This window comes from Nostoc sp. 2RC, from assembly GCF_014222165.1.
GTDB classification, from domain to species: domain Bacteria; phylum Cyanobacteriota; class Cyanobacteriia; order Cyanobacteriales; family Nostocaceae; genus Nostoc; species Nostoc linckia.
The window spans coordinates 39442-54007 of record NZ_JACKZU010000009.1; the positions used below are offsets into that span (position 1 = coordinate 39442).

The 14566-nt window shown below is 40.3% G+C and carries 10 protein-coding genes; 7 read left to right on the forward strand and 3 right to left on the reverse strand.

Going from position 1 to position 14566, the window contains the following annotated elements; translation table 11 throughout:
• The first annotated feature begins 41 nt into the window (after positions 1-41).
• From GNE10_RS02510 to GNE10_RS02525, 4 genes are all read left to right on the forward strand, one after another.
• The gene (locus GNE10_RS02510) at positions 42-1235 is read left to right on the forward strand and encodes a glycosyltransferase (protein WP_185563508.1); all 1194 of its coding nucleotides are present in this window, start codon (positions 42-44) and stop codon (positions 1233-1235) included.
• A gap of 82 nt (positions 1236-1317) precedes the next feature.
• On the forward strand, positions 1318-2091 hold the full coding sequence (locus tag GNE10_RS02515) for a glycosyltransferase family 2 protein (protein WP_185563509.1): 774 nt from the start codon (positions 1318-1320) through the stop codon (positions 2089-2091).
• Between the two features lie 161 nt (positions 2092-2252).
• Positions 2253-2852 carry a YdcF family protein gene (locus GNE10_RS02520; protein ID WP_185563510.1) on the forward strand — a complete coding sequence of 200 codons (600 nt, stop codon included), beginning with the start codon at positions 2253-2255 and terminating at the stop codon, positions 2850-2852.
• Between the two features lies 1 nt (position 2853).
• Positions 2854-3417: a WcaF family extracellular polysaccharide biosynthesis acetyltransferase gene (locus GNE10_RS02525; protein ID WP_185563511.1), complete on the forward strand. Its 564-nt coding sequence runs from the start codon at positions 2854-2856 to the stop codon at positions 3415-3417.
• A 132-nt stretch (positions 3418-3549) separates the two neighbouring features.
• On the opposite strand, the gene GNE10_RS02530 is transcribed toward GNE10_RS02525, so the two are convergent.
• A complete protein-coding gene (locus tag GNE10_RS02530) occupies positions 3550-5193 on the reverse strand; it encodes a hypothetical protein (RefSeq protein ID WP_185563512.1) in 1644 nt (547 codons plus the stop codon).
• 1416 nt (positions 5194-6609) lie between these two features.
• Between GNE10_RS02530 and GNE10_RS02535 the strand changes: the two genes are divergently transcribed.
• From GNE10_RS02535 to GNE10_RS02545, 3 genes are all read left to right on the forward strand, one after another.
• Positions 6610-9201 carry a PAS domain S-box protein gene (locus GNE10_RS02535; protein ID WP_185563513.1) on the forward strand — a complete coding sequence of 864 codons (2592 nt, stop codon included), beginning with the start codon at positions 6610-6612 and terminating at the stop codon, positions 9199-9201.
• Positions 9202-9276: 75 nt separating this feature from the next.
• Positions 9277-11154 (forward strand): ATP-binding protein, encoded by a 1878-nt coding sequence (locus tag GNE10_RS02540; RefSeq protein ID WP_185563514.1) that lies wholly within the window; start codon positions 9277-9279, stop codon positions 11152-11154.
• 37 nt (positions 11155-11191) lie between these two features.
• Positions 11192-11647 carry a DUF2141 domain-containing protein gene (locus GNE10_RS02545; RefSeq protein ID WP_185563515.1) on the forward strand — a complete coding sequence of 152 codons (456 nt, stop codon included), beginning with the start codon at positions 11192-11194 and terminating at the stop codon, positions 11645-11647.
• Positions 11648-11942: 295 nt separating this feature from the next.
• On the opposite strand, the gene GNE10_RS02550 is transcribed toward GNE10_RS02545, so the two are convergent.
• Together GNE10_RS02550 and GNE10_RS02555 are read right to left on the reverse strand one after the other, a co-directional pair.
• Positions 11943-13085 (reverse strand): peptidoglycan-binding protein, encoded by a 1143-nt coding sequence (locus GNE10_RS02550; protein ID WP_185563516.1) that lies wholly within the window; start codon positions 13083-13085, stop codon positions 11943-11945.
• Between the two features lie 210 nt (positions 13086-13295).
• Complete coding sequence (locus tag GNE10_RS02555) at positions 13296-14333, reverse strand: DMT family transporter (RefSeq protein ID WP_185563517.1); 1038 nt, start codon at positions 14331-14333, stop codon at positions 13296-13298.
• Positions 14334-14566: the final 233 nt, after the last annotated feature.

Below are 14566 nucleotides of genomic sequence, written 5' to 3' on the forward strand. Positions count from 1 at the left end.
ATTTTTATATATAATTATTTTTTCATCATCATTTATTATTAATGAAAATTCTTCACGTTACTCCTTCGATCGCAAAAGTTCGTGGTGGCACTAGTCAAGCTATTTTAGATATAGTCAAGGCATTGCAAATAATTAATGTTGATACCGAAATTGCCACAACTAACGATGATGGTGATGACTTACTGGATGTTCCTCTCCATAAACGCATTAAATATAATGATGTTCCAGTTTGGTTTTTTCACCGCTTTTCACCGAATATTAAGCCAGTAAGAGAATATGCTTTTAGTGGTGGATTGACACAATGGCTTTGGCAAAATATTTCTCAGTACGATATTGTACACGTCCATGCTCTTTTCTCCTATGCATCAACGATGGCAATGTCCATTGCTCGTTGGCAAAATGTTCCTTACATAGTTACTCCACATGGCTTACTATGTGAATGGTCTTTACAACAAAGTACCCGTAAAAAACAAACCTACCTGAAACTTATAGAACAAGCAAATCTAGAGAACAGTCAGATGCTTCACTTTACCTCAGAGAAGGAACAACAAGAAGTATCTTTACTTGGACTACAAAAATCTAATTTTGTCTTACCCCTGGGAATATCTTTACCAACCAAAATTACTGATGCTCGTCAACATCTGCGGCAAAAATTTAACATACCTCAAGACGAACCTGTGATTTTGTTTTTGTCTCGGCTGCACTATAAAAAAGGTTTAGAATATCTCATTCCTGCTTTGGGCAAACTAACTCACCATCGGTTTACTTTTATACTTGCAGGTAATGGTACTCCAGATTACGAAGCTGAAATAGAATCTTTGCTGGTTAAGAGTGGATTGCGCGATCGCACTTTTGTTGTGGGATTTGTCGCAGGCCAAACCAAAGATATATTGATGCAAGGGTCTGACCTTTTTGTGCTGACTTCATATTCCGAAAACTTTGCTGTGTCAGTTTTAGAATCATTAGCTGTAGGCGTTCCTGTTCTTGTGACTCCTGGTGTGGCTCTAGCTTCTGTTGTCAAGCAAAACCAACTAGGTTATGTTCCTGAGTTGGATGTTACAGCCATCACCCAAGCTTTAGAAGATTATTTAAATAATACTCAAATTGCTCAAAACATGGGCGAACAAGCTCGTAAACTCATATCTGAAAAATACACTTTGGAAAAAACAGCCTTGCAAATGCAACAAATTTATCAAACTGTTCTTCAAAAAGAATTTCTAACTACTTCTGTGTAAAAACTCTGAATCAATTTATATTTACAAACCTACAACAATTAATGATTGGCTCTGCAAATTATTTGTATTTATTTTTATATTTATGCTAAATAAAATCACTCCATTAATTCTAACCTACAATGAAGCACCTAATATTCAGCGAACCCTAGAAAAACTAACTTGGGCCAATCAGATTGTTATTATTGATAGCTATAGTTCTGATGAAACTCTAGAAATCATTGCTTCTTACCCTCAAGTTAAATTATTTCAAAGAAAATTTGATACTCATGCTACACAGTGGAATTACGGCTTAGCTCAAATTAACTCCCAGTGGGTATTATCTCTAGACGCAGATTATGTTATTTCAGAAAAACTCGCTGAGGAAATCAAGGAATTACCTGAAAATTCACCAATAGATGGTTATTTTATTAAATTCAAATATTGTGTTTTCGGCAAACCTCTCAGGGGTACTATACTTCCTCCCCGACAGGCTCTTTTTAGAAAAGATAAATCTATTTACATTGATGATGGTCATACCCAACTGTTACAAGTTAAAGGTAAATCAGCAATGTTAGCTGGCTATATTTACCACGACGATCGCAAACCTCTAAATCGTTGGTTATGGGCGCAGGATCGTTATATGGTGATTGAAGTCCAGAAGCTATTGGATACGCCAACAAGGGAACTCAGTTTGGGCGATCGCATCCGCAAACAAAAACTTTTTGCTCCTTTCATCATCCTTTTTTACTGCCTGATTTTCAAAGGCGGCATTCTCGATGGCTGGCACGGTTGGTACTATGCATTTGAACGTGTACTAGCAGAAATTCTTCTGGCAATTCGTTTAATTGAAGCCGAGGAATTCAAAGAAAAAGCATGAGGGACTTCCAAGTAAAAAATATTCCATAGAAGACTCTTGACTGTTAACTGTTGACTATGAACCATCAACAGTCAAGGCTTCGACTCCCCTCAGGGTCAAGGTTGAGCGAAGTCGAAGGGTTAACACTTTAACCGGAATAATTTATTTTTTGGAGTTTCCTGATGAGAAAATTTCAATGGCTACGCAAAAAATATTTAATTTTAGCTTCAGCAAGTTTTTTCTTCTCATTACTGCTGATAATTCCTGTGCGTTTGGCCATAGCTTATTACCAAACACCCCAACCCCAAGCTATCCTTACTCTTGGCGCTTGGACAGATCGGGAACAGGCTACTGCGGAAATTGCCCGTTGGTATCCGTCTTTGGAAGTTTGGGTTTCCTCTGGTACTCCCCCCGAAATAGCACGACCGATTTTTCAAGCTGCTGGCATTTCAGACAATCGTCTTCACTTGGATTATCGCGCTGTTGATACCGTGACAAACTTTACTACAATTGTTCCTGAGTTTGAACATAAACGCATACAACATATTTATTTAATTACCTCAGATTTTCACATGCCCAGAGCCAAGGCGATCGCCACCATGATTCTTGGTATTAAAGGTATCGCTTTTACTCCAATTTCTGTACCATCAGATGCAGATCAATCAAAAAAAGCAAAAAAAGAAACTATCTCTCCCATTATTCGCGATCTAGGACGCTCTCTACTTTGGATTGTCACAGGTCGTACAGGAACCAGTCTTCAGTCTGTTATTGATTTCCCTTAGTATGCGTCTAGATTGTTATACAGTTGGTAATTATATTCCTGGGGCACCTTATTGGCAGCAACTTCTGTGGTACTTCGTAGGTTCACCTTTAGTACAAAGTCGCTTGCTTCCTATGTCAGGCTTAAAAGTTTTGCTACTTCGTACTTTTGGAGCAAAAATTGGTCAAGGTGTCCGCATCAAACCAGGAGTTCGCATCAAATTCCCCTGGCGATTGATAGTTGGCGATTATGTATGGATTGGAGAAGACGCCTGGATTGATAACCTGGCTTTAGTCACTATCGAAAGTCATGTATGCATATCTCAAGGCGTTTATTTATGTACCGGTAATCATGATTGGAACCATCATGATTTTCGACTAATTACTGCACCTATATATATTCAAGAAAGTAGTTGGATTGCAGCCAAAGCAGTCATTGGCCCTGGAGTTATTGTTGGTCGTGGAGCAGTGCTTACCTTAGGGGGAGTAGCTAGTAGTTCTTTGGAGTCAATGACAATCTATGCCGGTAATCCAGCTCAAGCCATAAAGCAACGGAAGTGTAAGTCGAGAGTGTTGACTGATGACTGATGACTGGGGCATTGGGCATGGGGTATGTAAAGAGGACAAGGTAGACAAGGAAGAAAGATTGCTACCTTGTCTCCCCCTCTCCCTTGTCTCCTCATCTCTCCACTCGCTACTCCCTACTCCCCATTTTCCTATTTAAGGAGACAAGAACTTAGTTGGATTCATCGCATCAGAGTCTATCAGAGTCAGTTGGGGCAGACCATTTACAAGTTTGACAACATACACAGACCCCGCTTTTCTAGCACGTAAAGTCAAAGTTCCCAGTCTGTTATCAATTTTCACCTTCACATCGCGGTCATTGCCCACATTCGCCCAAGCTGTAACTAACCAACGGTCTTCGCCGACTATTTTGCGTGCTAGCACACGAGCAGTGGGTACGGTAACAGGCCCCCATCTACCTTGTAATTGCTGTGTCTGACCTTCAGCAGGAAACTCCATTGCTGGCAATATGTTAGTCCAACTTTGATAGGGATGCAGTTTTGGCCCTGGTAAAAGGTCACCTTTACGCAAGTATTCTTCTAAATGTGAGAACAATGCATGGGCATGACCTTGAATTGTTAATTGCCGAATCAGTGTGGGAGTTGTCGCGCCAATCGGCTTATTGTAGTTGAGTGCTTCCCACAATGGCCCACTGCATACAAAATATCCACCCACAGAGCCGACGGCTCCTGCTGTATAGTAAGCCTTCATCATACCCATAAAGGTATCTGGACTGGAAATTGGTTGACCGGCGTAACCTTCCCAACCCATACTTATCCAAGGATAAGTGTACTTCTGTCCCAAGCCGATCGCCCCAGAAATATTATTCAACGCTTGTGTCAATGCGTCCCACGGCACCCCTGTATTGTACTCAACACCAGTCCAGCCAGAGTTATGAAAATTGAAGTACATTTCTGGGGCTGTATAATTAGATACAATTGGCTTGCGATTAGAGTCTAGAAAATTTTCGTACTTGAACATATACCAGGGCCATCCAGCCCAGCGACCACGTTCAGTACCATATTGCTCCTGATACCAGAAGTACCCTGGTGTAGATTGCAAGTTACTAAACAATTTCTGTTTGAGTACTCCTTCCTGGCGTGCTTTGTTGCGAGATATGTAAGCGAACCAGTCATTCAAACCAGAATTATTGAAGTCAGCTTTTACTTGAGGATCTTGTCCAAACAAGACTTCAGGATCGTTGTCGAGAAGAAGCCACAAACCAGACTCACCTTGGTTGTTAATCACCTTCATCGGCTGACCAGCAGTTCTCTCTAATTGACCTATTAATTTTCCATAATAGTCACCAATGATTTGAAAAGCCTCATTTGGTGCAGCTGGACTGACTATTGGTCGGCCACCGTTGAGAATGATTTTTCCATTTTTGTCACGTAACCAAGTGTTCGGCGGTAGCTTGGGTAGATAGGAGTATCGCCCATCGTAGTTATCATAAAATCTATAAACTTCTCCTACTTCGGCCACCAGTTGGTATCGACCAGGATTAGCTTTGGCTACTTGTGCCAAATCAGCTGATTGTATTGGTAGTCCATATCCCCAATAGTTAGCTAATTCTATGTAAGTTTCTTTTGATAGCCCACAATGTGCTTGAGTCAAAGGTAACAGAGTATTGCCTTTTTTAAATACAGGCCGAGGTGCGGCTTTAAGGTGATCTAATGGAGTCGATTGTGAAGTGAGGGTTTGAGCATATATCGGCGTATTAACTACCATACCGAAAGTCATGGCAAAGCTGAGCGCCGAAGAAATGGTCGAGCGCATCGAACCTAGATGAAGTTTTTTCATGAAGTCTCCTTAGCACCACACAGGGAACAACAAATTACTGCATGGCAATATGTTTGCACGCGAATAATTAAGCGATTTCACCACTATTAAAGAGTAGTAAAATTCACTAACTTTTATAGAAGCGAGTACAGTTTATTAATTTTTGGTAAAAATAGTCAAGAGTAGTTTCTTTGACTAAAGATCTCCAAGAAAATCAAAACTACTCTGTGACTAGGTTAGAGCGTTTGATTTTTTTTTCTTATTAGCCAAATTTAGTCAAATTTCTGCTAATATCCATACAGTTAGTACTATAACAAGCTTTATCTTATAACCATTTACGTATAATCAAAGATAGCTTCAGTATATCTACTAGCTGAGCGCCACTTTTAACGTTAAGTTGCTAGATAGTATCTATCAAAAATGGTATCATATAGATACAGAAATCGATATTTGCAGTACTGCTAAATACCCAATAATTAAACTTTTTACTGAGAATCAGGCACTTGTCGATCGATAGTAATTTGGGTTATTAGATACTCAAGTTTGTAGTGTTAGGTAACTTTGTATTTGTTAACCTAAGAATTACTTTTACCAACCTTTCATATCATTAAAGGCATCAAAAAAATCTATTTTTTTAAAAAACACTATTTAGTTACTTATTTATATAGTTATAAATATCAATAGAGTAATCAAGTTTAATTTTTGAAATCATGGGACTAGGAAACAAGCAATCAGACTTTTGAATTGGAAAGTGAGTTTTTCATGCTAATTAATACCAATTGATATCAAATTCGTTAGCATCGAAATTATATATTTTTTAACGCAGAGGAACGCAAAGGGAAACGCAAAGGGGCGCAAAGTTTTTGGACTCACATATTGAGTGATTTCGATGCTGACGGAAACTATGTCAGGCAATTATAGAGACTATTTATAACGTAAATCTTCAGTAGGGTGTATTATGGCTTTGCTATCATCCACTGCTATCCCAATGATGGGTTAGGCGCTTTTAAGTATTTTTCATGAAAAATCATGTTGTTAATAGTTGACAGTTTACCGTCAGCGATCAACGAATCAAGCCAGGTGACTGTGCAGCTGGGGCTATTAATGCAATGAAATAGTTATTGGCGGTGGCATTATGTTGATCGCCAATGGTCTTGAGATAGTCTTATGTAGAGTTTTAAGAGCTAACTCAAGGCGAGGAGTGTGGTCAAAAAAGTATTGCCGATCGCTAATTATATTAACTTGTTAACAACTTTATCTTTTCTCTAACAAATGGTTCACCCGATTGGGTGAATGCGATCGCTTGCTCACCAATTACTCTGAGAGAAGGTGCAGTCTTAGTTCTGGGAGCATCACCGCTAACAGAATCAAAACTGCTCTGTTGGCTATCCTAGCTTTTAATTATACATCAATAACTTTTTTATAAAGGGTCAAAGAGTGGATGAAATTGTTGTACAGTCTGCCTATACACCGGATTGCCAGCAAGGGGTTATTAACCTGCTCTCCAAAATTGCTGTTAATCTCCCAGGCATAATTTTCCAAGTTCTGCAACGGCAGGATAATTCTGTTTGTGTACTGTATATAAGTTCTGGTTGTAAAAATTTGTATGAAATAGAACCAGAAATTATACAAGCAGACTTTCGCCTGTTGTGCAAACTAATTCATCCACTGGATATAAAAGCCTTTGCAGAATCCATAACTGCTTGTAGCACCACTGTTAGTCCTTGGCATTGGCAAGGTCGCATCATCACACCCAGTGGTAAACTCAAGTGGATTCAAGGTAGTTCTATCCCAGAACGGCAAGCTAACGGCGATTTGCTTTGGAATGGTCTAGTGATGGATATCACAGAGCAAAAACAAGTCCAAGAAAAATTGCAAGAAAGTGAAGCTCGCTATAAAGCAATTTTATCTGCTATTCCCGATTTGATGTTTCGCATTAGCCGCGACGGCGAATATCTCGATTTGAAAAGTGAGGGAGAAAATGTCACACTCCATCGCGAAGCAATAGTGGGAAAGAATTTGCAGGAATTATTGCCAAGTGATGTTGCTACCATTAGCCAAGAAGCCATCGCCAAAACTTTAGACACTGGAAGTTTACAAACTTGCGAATATCAGCTAGCAACACCTTTGGGAATCAGAGATTATGAAGCGCGGTTGGTGGTTAGTGGCGAAGATGAAATATTAGCAATCGTTCGAGACATCACAGAACGCAAACAAGCAGAAATCACTTTGCAAAATTTAGCCCAAAAATTTGCTAAAGCTTTTAGTTGCAGTCCGGATTCAATTACCATTAGTACCCTTAAAGAAGGACGTTTCATAGAAGTTAACGACACTTTTGTCAAACTTTCAGGTTATGAGCGACATGAAGCCATTGGTAAAACTTCCTTTGATTTAAATCTTTGGGTAAATACAGGCGATCGCCTGAAATTAATACAGGAATTACAAGCTACAGGAGTAATCCGCAATTTAGAAATAGAATTTAAGCAAAAATGTGGAAAAATAATTACAACCTTGCTGTCAGCTGAAGTCATTGATTTAGATGGTATTCCTTGCCTACTAGCAGTTCATCATGATATTACAGAACGCAAGCAAGTAGAAGCTAAATTACACCTGGCAGCCCAACGCGATCGCTTGTTAGCAGAAACCTTAGTGCGGATTAGGTCTTCACTGAACTTAGAGGAAATTCTGCAAACCACAGTTAATGAAGTCAGACAATTTCTGCAAGCCGACCGGGTTTTTATTGGTCTATATAATACTAATTCAGGAATCAAAACTCTTGCCGAATCAGTAGATACCAAATATCCATCAGTTTATGGCTGGTCTACTAACGATCAAGACTATATACAAGAATTAAAAAATTTTTTAAAAGATAATGTGGTGCGTGTTGTGGAAGATATGACGCAAATGCCGCAATCTTCTAAAGTCAGAGTACACTGTCACAAATTTCAAACAAAAGCTAGTTTAGCTGTGCCCATTATGCTCAATGAAGAATTATATGGTGCGTTAATTGCTAACCAATGCTCAGCACCGCGTCATTGGCAGCCAATAGAAATTGATTTGTTGCAACAAATGTCAGAACAAGTAGCCATCGCCATTCACCAAAGCCGAATTTACCAAGAGCTAGCAGAACTCAACATTAATTTAGAAAACCAAGTACGAGAACGTACAGCACAATTGCAGCAAAAAATCCAAGAAGTTGAAGAATTACATCGTGTTAAAGATGTAGTTTTACACACAGTTGCTCATGATTTACAAACTTCTGTGATGGGTAACTTAATGGTGTTAAAAAATTTGTTAAATCAGGGAGTGGAAAGCACGGGAGCAGATGAGCACAAGGGCAGAGGAGAAATGGAAGCAAGTTTTTCCCCTCCACTTACCATGAGATCTCTATCTCTTTCCCATGCCCCATCCCCAATGCCCCATGCCCAATCCCTAATTCCCGTATCTCGTTCAATAATTGAGCGAATGATTCAAGGTAACGATCGCCAATTGACGATGATTAACTCCTTGTTAGAAATTAATTCTTGTGAAAAAGACGGTCTGGGAATTAAACCAGAAGTTGTAAAATTTAGCACCTTACTGCAAGGAATTTTCGCTCAGTTGGAACCTACACTGATACAAAACCAAGCAACTCTCAAAAACTTGGTTCGCGCAGACTTACCATTAGTCATGGCAGATGCAACGCGCTTGCACAAAGTTGTGGCCCATTTAGTGACACATAGCTTGCGAAATAATCCACCAGGATTAAAATTGACCGTAAGTGCTACCGTTGAAGCTGGAATGATTCGCACTCAGATTCAAGATAACGGTGTAGGAATGAGTCAATTAGAGTGCGATCGCCTTTTCGATTTACATGTCCGCGATCCCCAAGATTGTTGTTCCACAAGCATTGGGTTAAAAATGTATCTTTGTCGGCAAGTTATGAAAGCACATGGCGGCGAAATTGGTGTAATTAATAACCGCAAGCGTGGGTTAACTTTTTGGTTTACATTACCTTTAGCAACTCCATCCGCAAGAAACCGCCCATAAATTACTGAAAAATGGGGCAGTAAATACTAGCTAATTATATGCTAAGTATTACTAAAGACTGCTAAGCAATGCCACATGGCTACCCCATTTACAAAAGTGCAAAGCTGGTGGAGAAAAACCTTTTCTACACCAAAAACAGATGAAATCCATATCCTTTACAAAGCTTGGCGCAACAAATTTTTGTGGCAAAGACTCCGTTTGTGGTTGTGGCTGGCACTGATTTGTCTGTTATCTTTTATTTTGCGAGATATCTATGGCTTGTTTTTCCCTTTCCAAGAGTTGAAAAAGCTGCCAGAATCAATTCAACCAACAAGCTTTGTAATTAATTTTGCAATGCTTCTAAATATACTTGTGTGTTTTGCTCTACATAAAACTCCACTCGGCCGCCATCGCCCAAATTTGTTATTTTTGGGTTCTTCTTGGTCAATTAGTTTAGCATCACAATTGTTTGCAACCCTCAGAGGTTTTGCACTACCAGATAGTATCGGTTGGTCGTTGCTATTCTTGAGTCAAGCTATATTAATGCCAGTGTGCTGGACTCTTCACTTGTTGTGTCAAGCAGCTGTGCTGATTTACTATTTTGGTGTAAACGCCATACTTGGATTAAAAACACCAATTCCAGACCACCCAGAAATATATAATGTAACGTTTATTTTATACATTTTTTGGTTTTGTACCATTTGTGATATTGGCGTTTATCTCTACGATCGCTTGCAACGTTCTGAGTTTTTCGCCCGTCAAGAACTGGAATCTGCTTATCAAAAACTCCAAGTTGCAGAAGCTAAATATCGTAGCATTTTTGAAAATGCCATTGAAGGTATCTTTCAAAGCACTCCCGATGGCCGTTACATCACTGCAAACCCAGCTTTAGCACGTATTTATGGCTACTCATTACCAGAAGAAGTCACAGCTAATTTCACAGATATCGAACATCAATTGTATGTCGATCCAAACCGCCGAGCAGAATTTGTGCGGTTAATGGAAAAATATGGCAGAGTTTCCGAGTTCGAGTCCCAAATTTATCGACGAGATGGCAGTATTGTCTGGATTTCTGAAAAAGCCTATGCAGTCCGTGACGAACAAGGAAAATTGTTATACTACGAAGGCTTAATAGAAGACATTACCCAACGCAAACAAACTGAAGAAGAACTCAGAGTATTTTTTCATGCAGTTTCCCACGACTTACGCAACCCAGTGCTGGGTACTTTAATGGTACTGAAGAATTTGTTAAATCAAAGAGTGGGGAATGGAGAGTGGGGAGTAAGGGACGCGGACACGGAGAAGTCTTTGTCCACCTCAGAGGATCTTCCCATTTTTGCGTCTTCTTCTTTCCCCGCGTCTCCCACTCCCCCTGTCCCCGCGTCTTCTTCAATCCCCGTACCACGCAGGGTTTTAGAGCGAATGATTCAAAGTAGCGATCGCCAACTTAACTTAATTAATTCTTTGATGGAAGCTCATGTCAGTGAATTACAAGGTATTATTTTACAACGTCAATCGGTAAAATTATTGTCAATTGTTGAAGCGGCGATCGCAGATTTAGAACCATTGCTATTACAAAACCAAGCTAATCTGACAAATTTGGTAACCGCAGATTTGCCATTAGTGAACGCCGATCCCACTCAATTATGGCGAGTGTTTTCTAATTTAATTGTGAATGCCCTCAAACACAATCCCCCTGGATTGGTTTTGACAATTAATGCTACTCCTGTTCATGACAAAATTTATTGTACTGTTAGCGATAACGGAGTAGGTATTAGTCAACAACAAACCCATCGGCTTTTTGAACTTTACTTTCGCGCCAGTAACATCCGCAATTCCGTAGGTTTGGGATTAGGATTATATCTATGCAAACAAATCATCAATGCTCATGGCGGGGAAATTGGTATTGATACCACTTCTGAAACAGGTGCGAGTTTCTGGTTTACATTACCCATTATTTCTAATCGTCATTAGTCATTGTTCATTAGTCATTGGTCAAAGGAAAAATTTTATGGTGAGAGGATTGAGAGTTAGTGTGCTGCTGTTGGCAGTATTGGGAAATTTAGCATGGTCATTTAGTGCTAAAGCAGGTTATAACGGCAAACTCACCGTGGAAATTGATGGACTTAAGAATAAAGAAGGAGAAGTTTGTGCGAGTATATATAATAGCAGCCAAGGATTTCCTAACCAACGCGATCGCGTTTTACAAAAACAGTGTGTTGCAATTACTGATACTCCCCTGCTGATGACTTTTGAAAACTTAAAAGCAGGTAATTATGCCGTTGCTGTAATCCACGATCGAAATAGCGATCGCACTCTCAATCGTAACAGTCTTGGTATCCCCATCGAAGGCTTTGGATTTTCCAGAAACCCAGAAATTAAAACCAGTGCGCCTAAATTTAGCGAAGCAGTATTTTTGGTAGCAGGGCCGAATACTAATATTCAAGTTCAGTTGAAATATCTTTAGAAGAATGGGGAGATGGGAAAAAGGCAGGGGAAAATAATAACTGCCCAGTCACCAGTCATATTATGTCCGCATAATTAGTTATGATTCCCACCGCCATTGCACCCCACCCCTTAATCCCCTCCCCTTAACAAGGGGAGGGGAGACAAAGCGTAGCTTTGTCGGGGTGGGGTTTTTCGGGTTTAATAAGTAATCAGAGGGACATGATATCACCAGTCAACAGTCAACACTCAACAGTCAACACTCAACATGCCCCATACCCCATTTTTTAATGACTAATTCTAAATTCTGCTGTAATTTAATCTTCTGATATATTCTGTTGTTCGGGCAAGGCACGTATTCTATTCATCTTACTTAACGCGTATCGTGCTGTTGCTTGCACTTCTGCATCCGGGTCTTCTAGTGCGTGGCACAATATCTGACTCATTTGGCTCATCATGTCATAGACACGAGTCAAGTCACGGATTGCATTTTGCCGCACCTGGGGATTTTCATCTTGCATCGACATAGCCAAAGCACGGTTCATTGGTTTGAGGGTGCGGGCACCAATTTCAGCTAAAGCTGCCAAAATTAAACTGCTTTCTTGAGAATCAGCATCAATCATCAGGTCAACCATTGGCTGAATTGCCCTAGAATCACCCTGTTGACCTAAATTCCAAATCGCCTTGTGCCGCTTAGTTGGGTCGGGATTGCGTAAGTCTTGAATTAATTCGTCAACGATATTAAGTTTAGCAAGACGGGAAGTTTTTTCTGGTAGCAGTAATTGTGTAGTCTGTGGTAACTTCGTTATCTGGGAACTAGTTACGTTTTCCGAGGAAACTGCTGTCACGGGATCTTGTTTGACTTGACTCAAACTTTTAGTATTTGATATTTCCGAATTTTGTACTCGTTTGACTTGACGAAACCACCTCATCAGAAAAATAAATGCCCCAAAACTTCCGAAAACACCAACAGCAAGTATTAACCACCAAATCAAATCCCTTTCTTTTTCCGTTGGTTGGGGTTTTGCAGTGGGCTTGGGAATTGCAGCAGTAGAATTAATAATTGGAGATTTCAAAACGGGAGAACGAGACAACTGGCTTTTAGCTGCTAAGGTTGCTTGCAGTCTTATCCTTGTTTCCAAACCAAAGATACCATCTACTTTTAAGCCCTTGACTTTTTGAAATTTAGCTACACCGATTTCGGTGGTAACGCTATACTTTCCATTTACTGCACCACTGTAGTATCCTAATTTTTTTAATTGGATTTGTAGTCTCTGTACATCCGACCCTTGGCTACCAGGTCTTAAAACAGCTGGAGTAGCAGCAACCCTCGAATTAGCTTGTGCAAATTCTAAAACCTGAGGTACTGAGTTAGATGTAGCTGCGCTTGGGGTATTTATATAAAAACCCAGGCAAGAAAAGTAAGTAAATACCAGGATTGAGGAACGGCATAGCCTCATATTGCAAGTTTCAGCCTAAACGTGCTTTTGAAGTCATCGATAATACAATAACTTTTGAGCGCCCAAATGTTAAGTATTGTTTGTTATTTGTTATGGGGTATTGGAAGTGTTGATAGTTGACTGTTGATTGTTGACTGGTGACTGGGGAGTTATTATTCTCCCATGCCCCCTGCCCCTGAAGCCTCTGCCTCTCCCTCATCTCCCTACTCTCTAGTCCCTACTGCCCACCGGATTCAACTTTTTAGCAGCTTCTAAAACTGATTGCTGTATGTTGGCTTGTTCGTCAGCATTAGCTGTGTTATTTTGCCCTGCTAAAGTATCGCGTTGGTTAATGAGGTAGATGCTAATTAGAGTGAGAAAAACACCAAGCCATTGTAATGGGCTGAGGACTTCTTGAAGGAAGAGGTTACCAAATAGTAAGGCAAAGATTGGTGTCAAAAAGGTCAGGGAACTCAAACTGGTGAGACTACCACTAGAAGCAAAGTAAAAGAATAATCCGTAGGCGATCGCACTGCCGAATACGGTAGCATAACCCAAGGCTGCTAAATCATATAATCCTAAGTTCTGCCATTGTTGGGATTCTACGACTGATGAAACTCCCCACAGTGGCAATCCTCCCAAAATCATGTGCCAGCCTGTAGCGATTACTGGGTCAGCATGTCGGCAAACAAATCTAATCAATACTGTTCCTACTGCCATTGATAAGGCTGCTAGCAACATCAACCACTCGCCACTAGCGAACAAATTTTGCCAGTTACTAATCGTAACATTTGCACCTGAGTCCAGAAGGTGAAAAATCCACTCGTCTGGTAAGCCAATCAAACTAATACCCGTAACTCCCAAAGCTAACCCCAGCCATCCCCAAAAACCAATCCGTTCCTGAAACAACCACAACGATAGCAATGCCACAGCTAAGGGTTGGGAATCAATCATCACAGACCCTAACCCAGCAGTGGTTTTGACTAATCCCTCTGCTAAAAATCCTTGAAAAAGTGTTCCATCTATCAAGCCAAATAAGGCAATCCATAGCCACGCAGTCCAAGTTTTCGGCTGGGGTCTACCCATAAATGCTGCTGCTATCAAAATCAATACCCCAGCTGGCAATAGACGTACACCCGCCATGAATAAAGGTGTTGTGTGGGGTATCACTCCCTTCATTGCCACCATTGCTGTTCCCCATAGGAAAAAGGGGGCAATTAAAAAAACAGGAGCAAATGTAGGTCGGAATGCACTGAGTTTCAGTTGCATGGGTTTGCAGGCGCGTTTGTTTAACAAGCGTAATAATTGCTTTACCCAATTCTACCGAATTATGTCGTTTTGTAAAGCAAAAATACTTATGGCAGGGAACGCAATACGGTTCGGATAAGCAGTATGAACTTACCTTGTGGTCTGGGAAAAGGTTAAGGGGCAAGGGGTAAAGGATGTATTTGAAACCTTTCCTCTTTCCCCTTTACCTTTCCCTTTCCCTTTCCCCTTTCCCC

What these genes read in the sequence shown, in the direction of transcription:
- GNE10_RS02510 (WP_185563508.1), top strand. Translation starts at nt 42, where the DNA reads ATGAAAATTCTTCACGTTACTCCTTCGATCGCAAAAGTTCGTGGTGGC.
- GNE10_RS02515 (WP_185563509.1), top strand. Translation starts at nt 1,318, where the DNA reads ATGCTAAATAAAATCACTCCATTAATTCTAACCTACAATGAAGCACCT.
- GNE10_RS02520 (WP_185563510.1), top strand. Translation starts at nt 2,253, where the DNA reads ATGAGAAAATTTCAATGGCTACGCAAAAAATATTTAATTTTAGCTTCA.
- GNE10_RS02525 (WP_185563511.1), top strand. Translation starts at nt 2,854, where the DNA reads ATGCGTCTAGATTGTTATACAGTTGGTAATTATATTCCTGGGGCACCT.
- GNE10_RS02530 (WP_185563512.1), bottom strand. Translation starts at nt 5,193, where the DNA reads ATGAAAAAACTTCATCTAGGTTCGATGCGCTCGACCATTTCTTCGGCG.
- GNE10_RS02540 (WP_185563514.1), top strand. Translation starts at nt 9,277, where the DNA reads ATGGCTACCCCATTTACAAAAGTGCAAAGCTGGTGGAGAAAAACCTTT.
- GNE10_RS02545 (WP_185563515.1), top strand. Translation starts at nt 11,192, where the DNA reads ATGGTGAGAGGATTGAGAGTTAGTGTGCTGCTGTTGGCAGTATTGGGA.
- GNE10_RS02550 (WP_185563516.1), bottom strand. Translation starts at nt 13,085, where the DNA reads ATGAGGCTATGCCGTTCCTCAATCCTGGTATTTACTTACTTTTCTTGC.
- GNE10_RS02555 (WP_185563517.1), bottom strand. Translation starts at nt 14,333, where the DNA reads ATGCAACTGAAACTCAGTGCATTCCGACCTACATTTGCTCCTGTTTTT.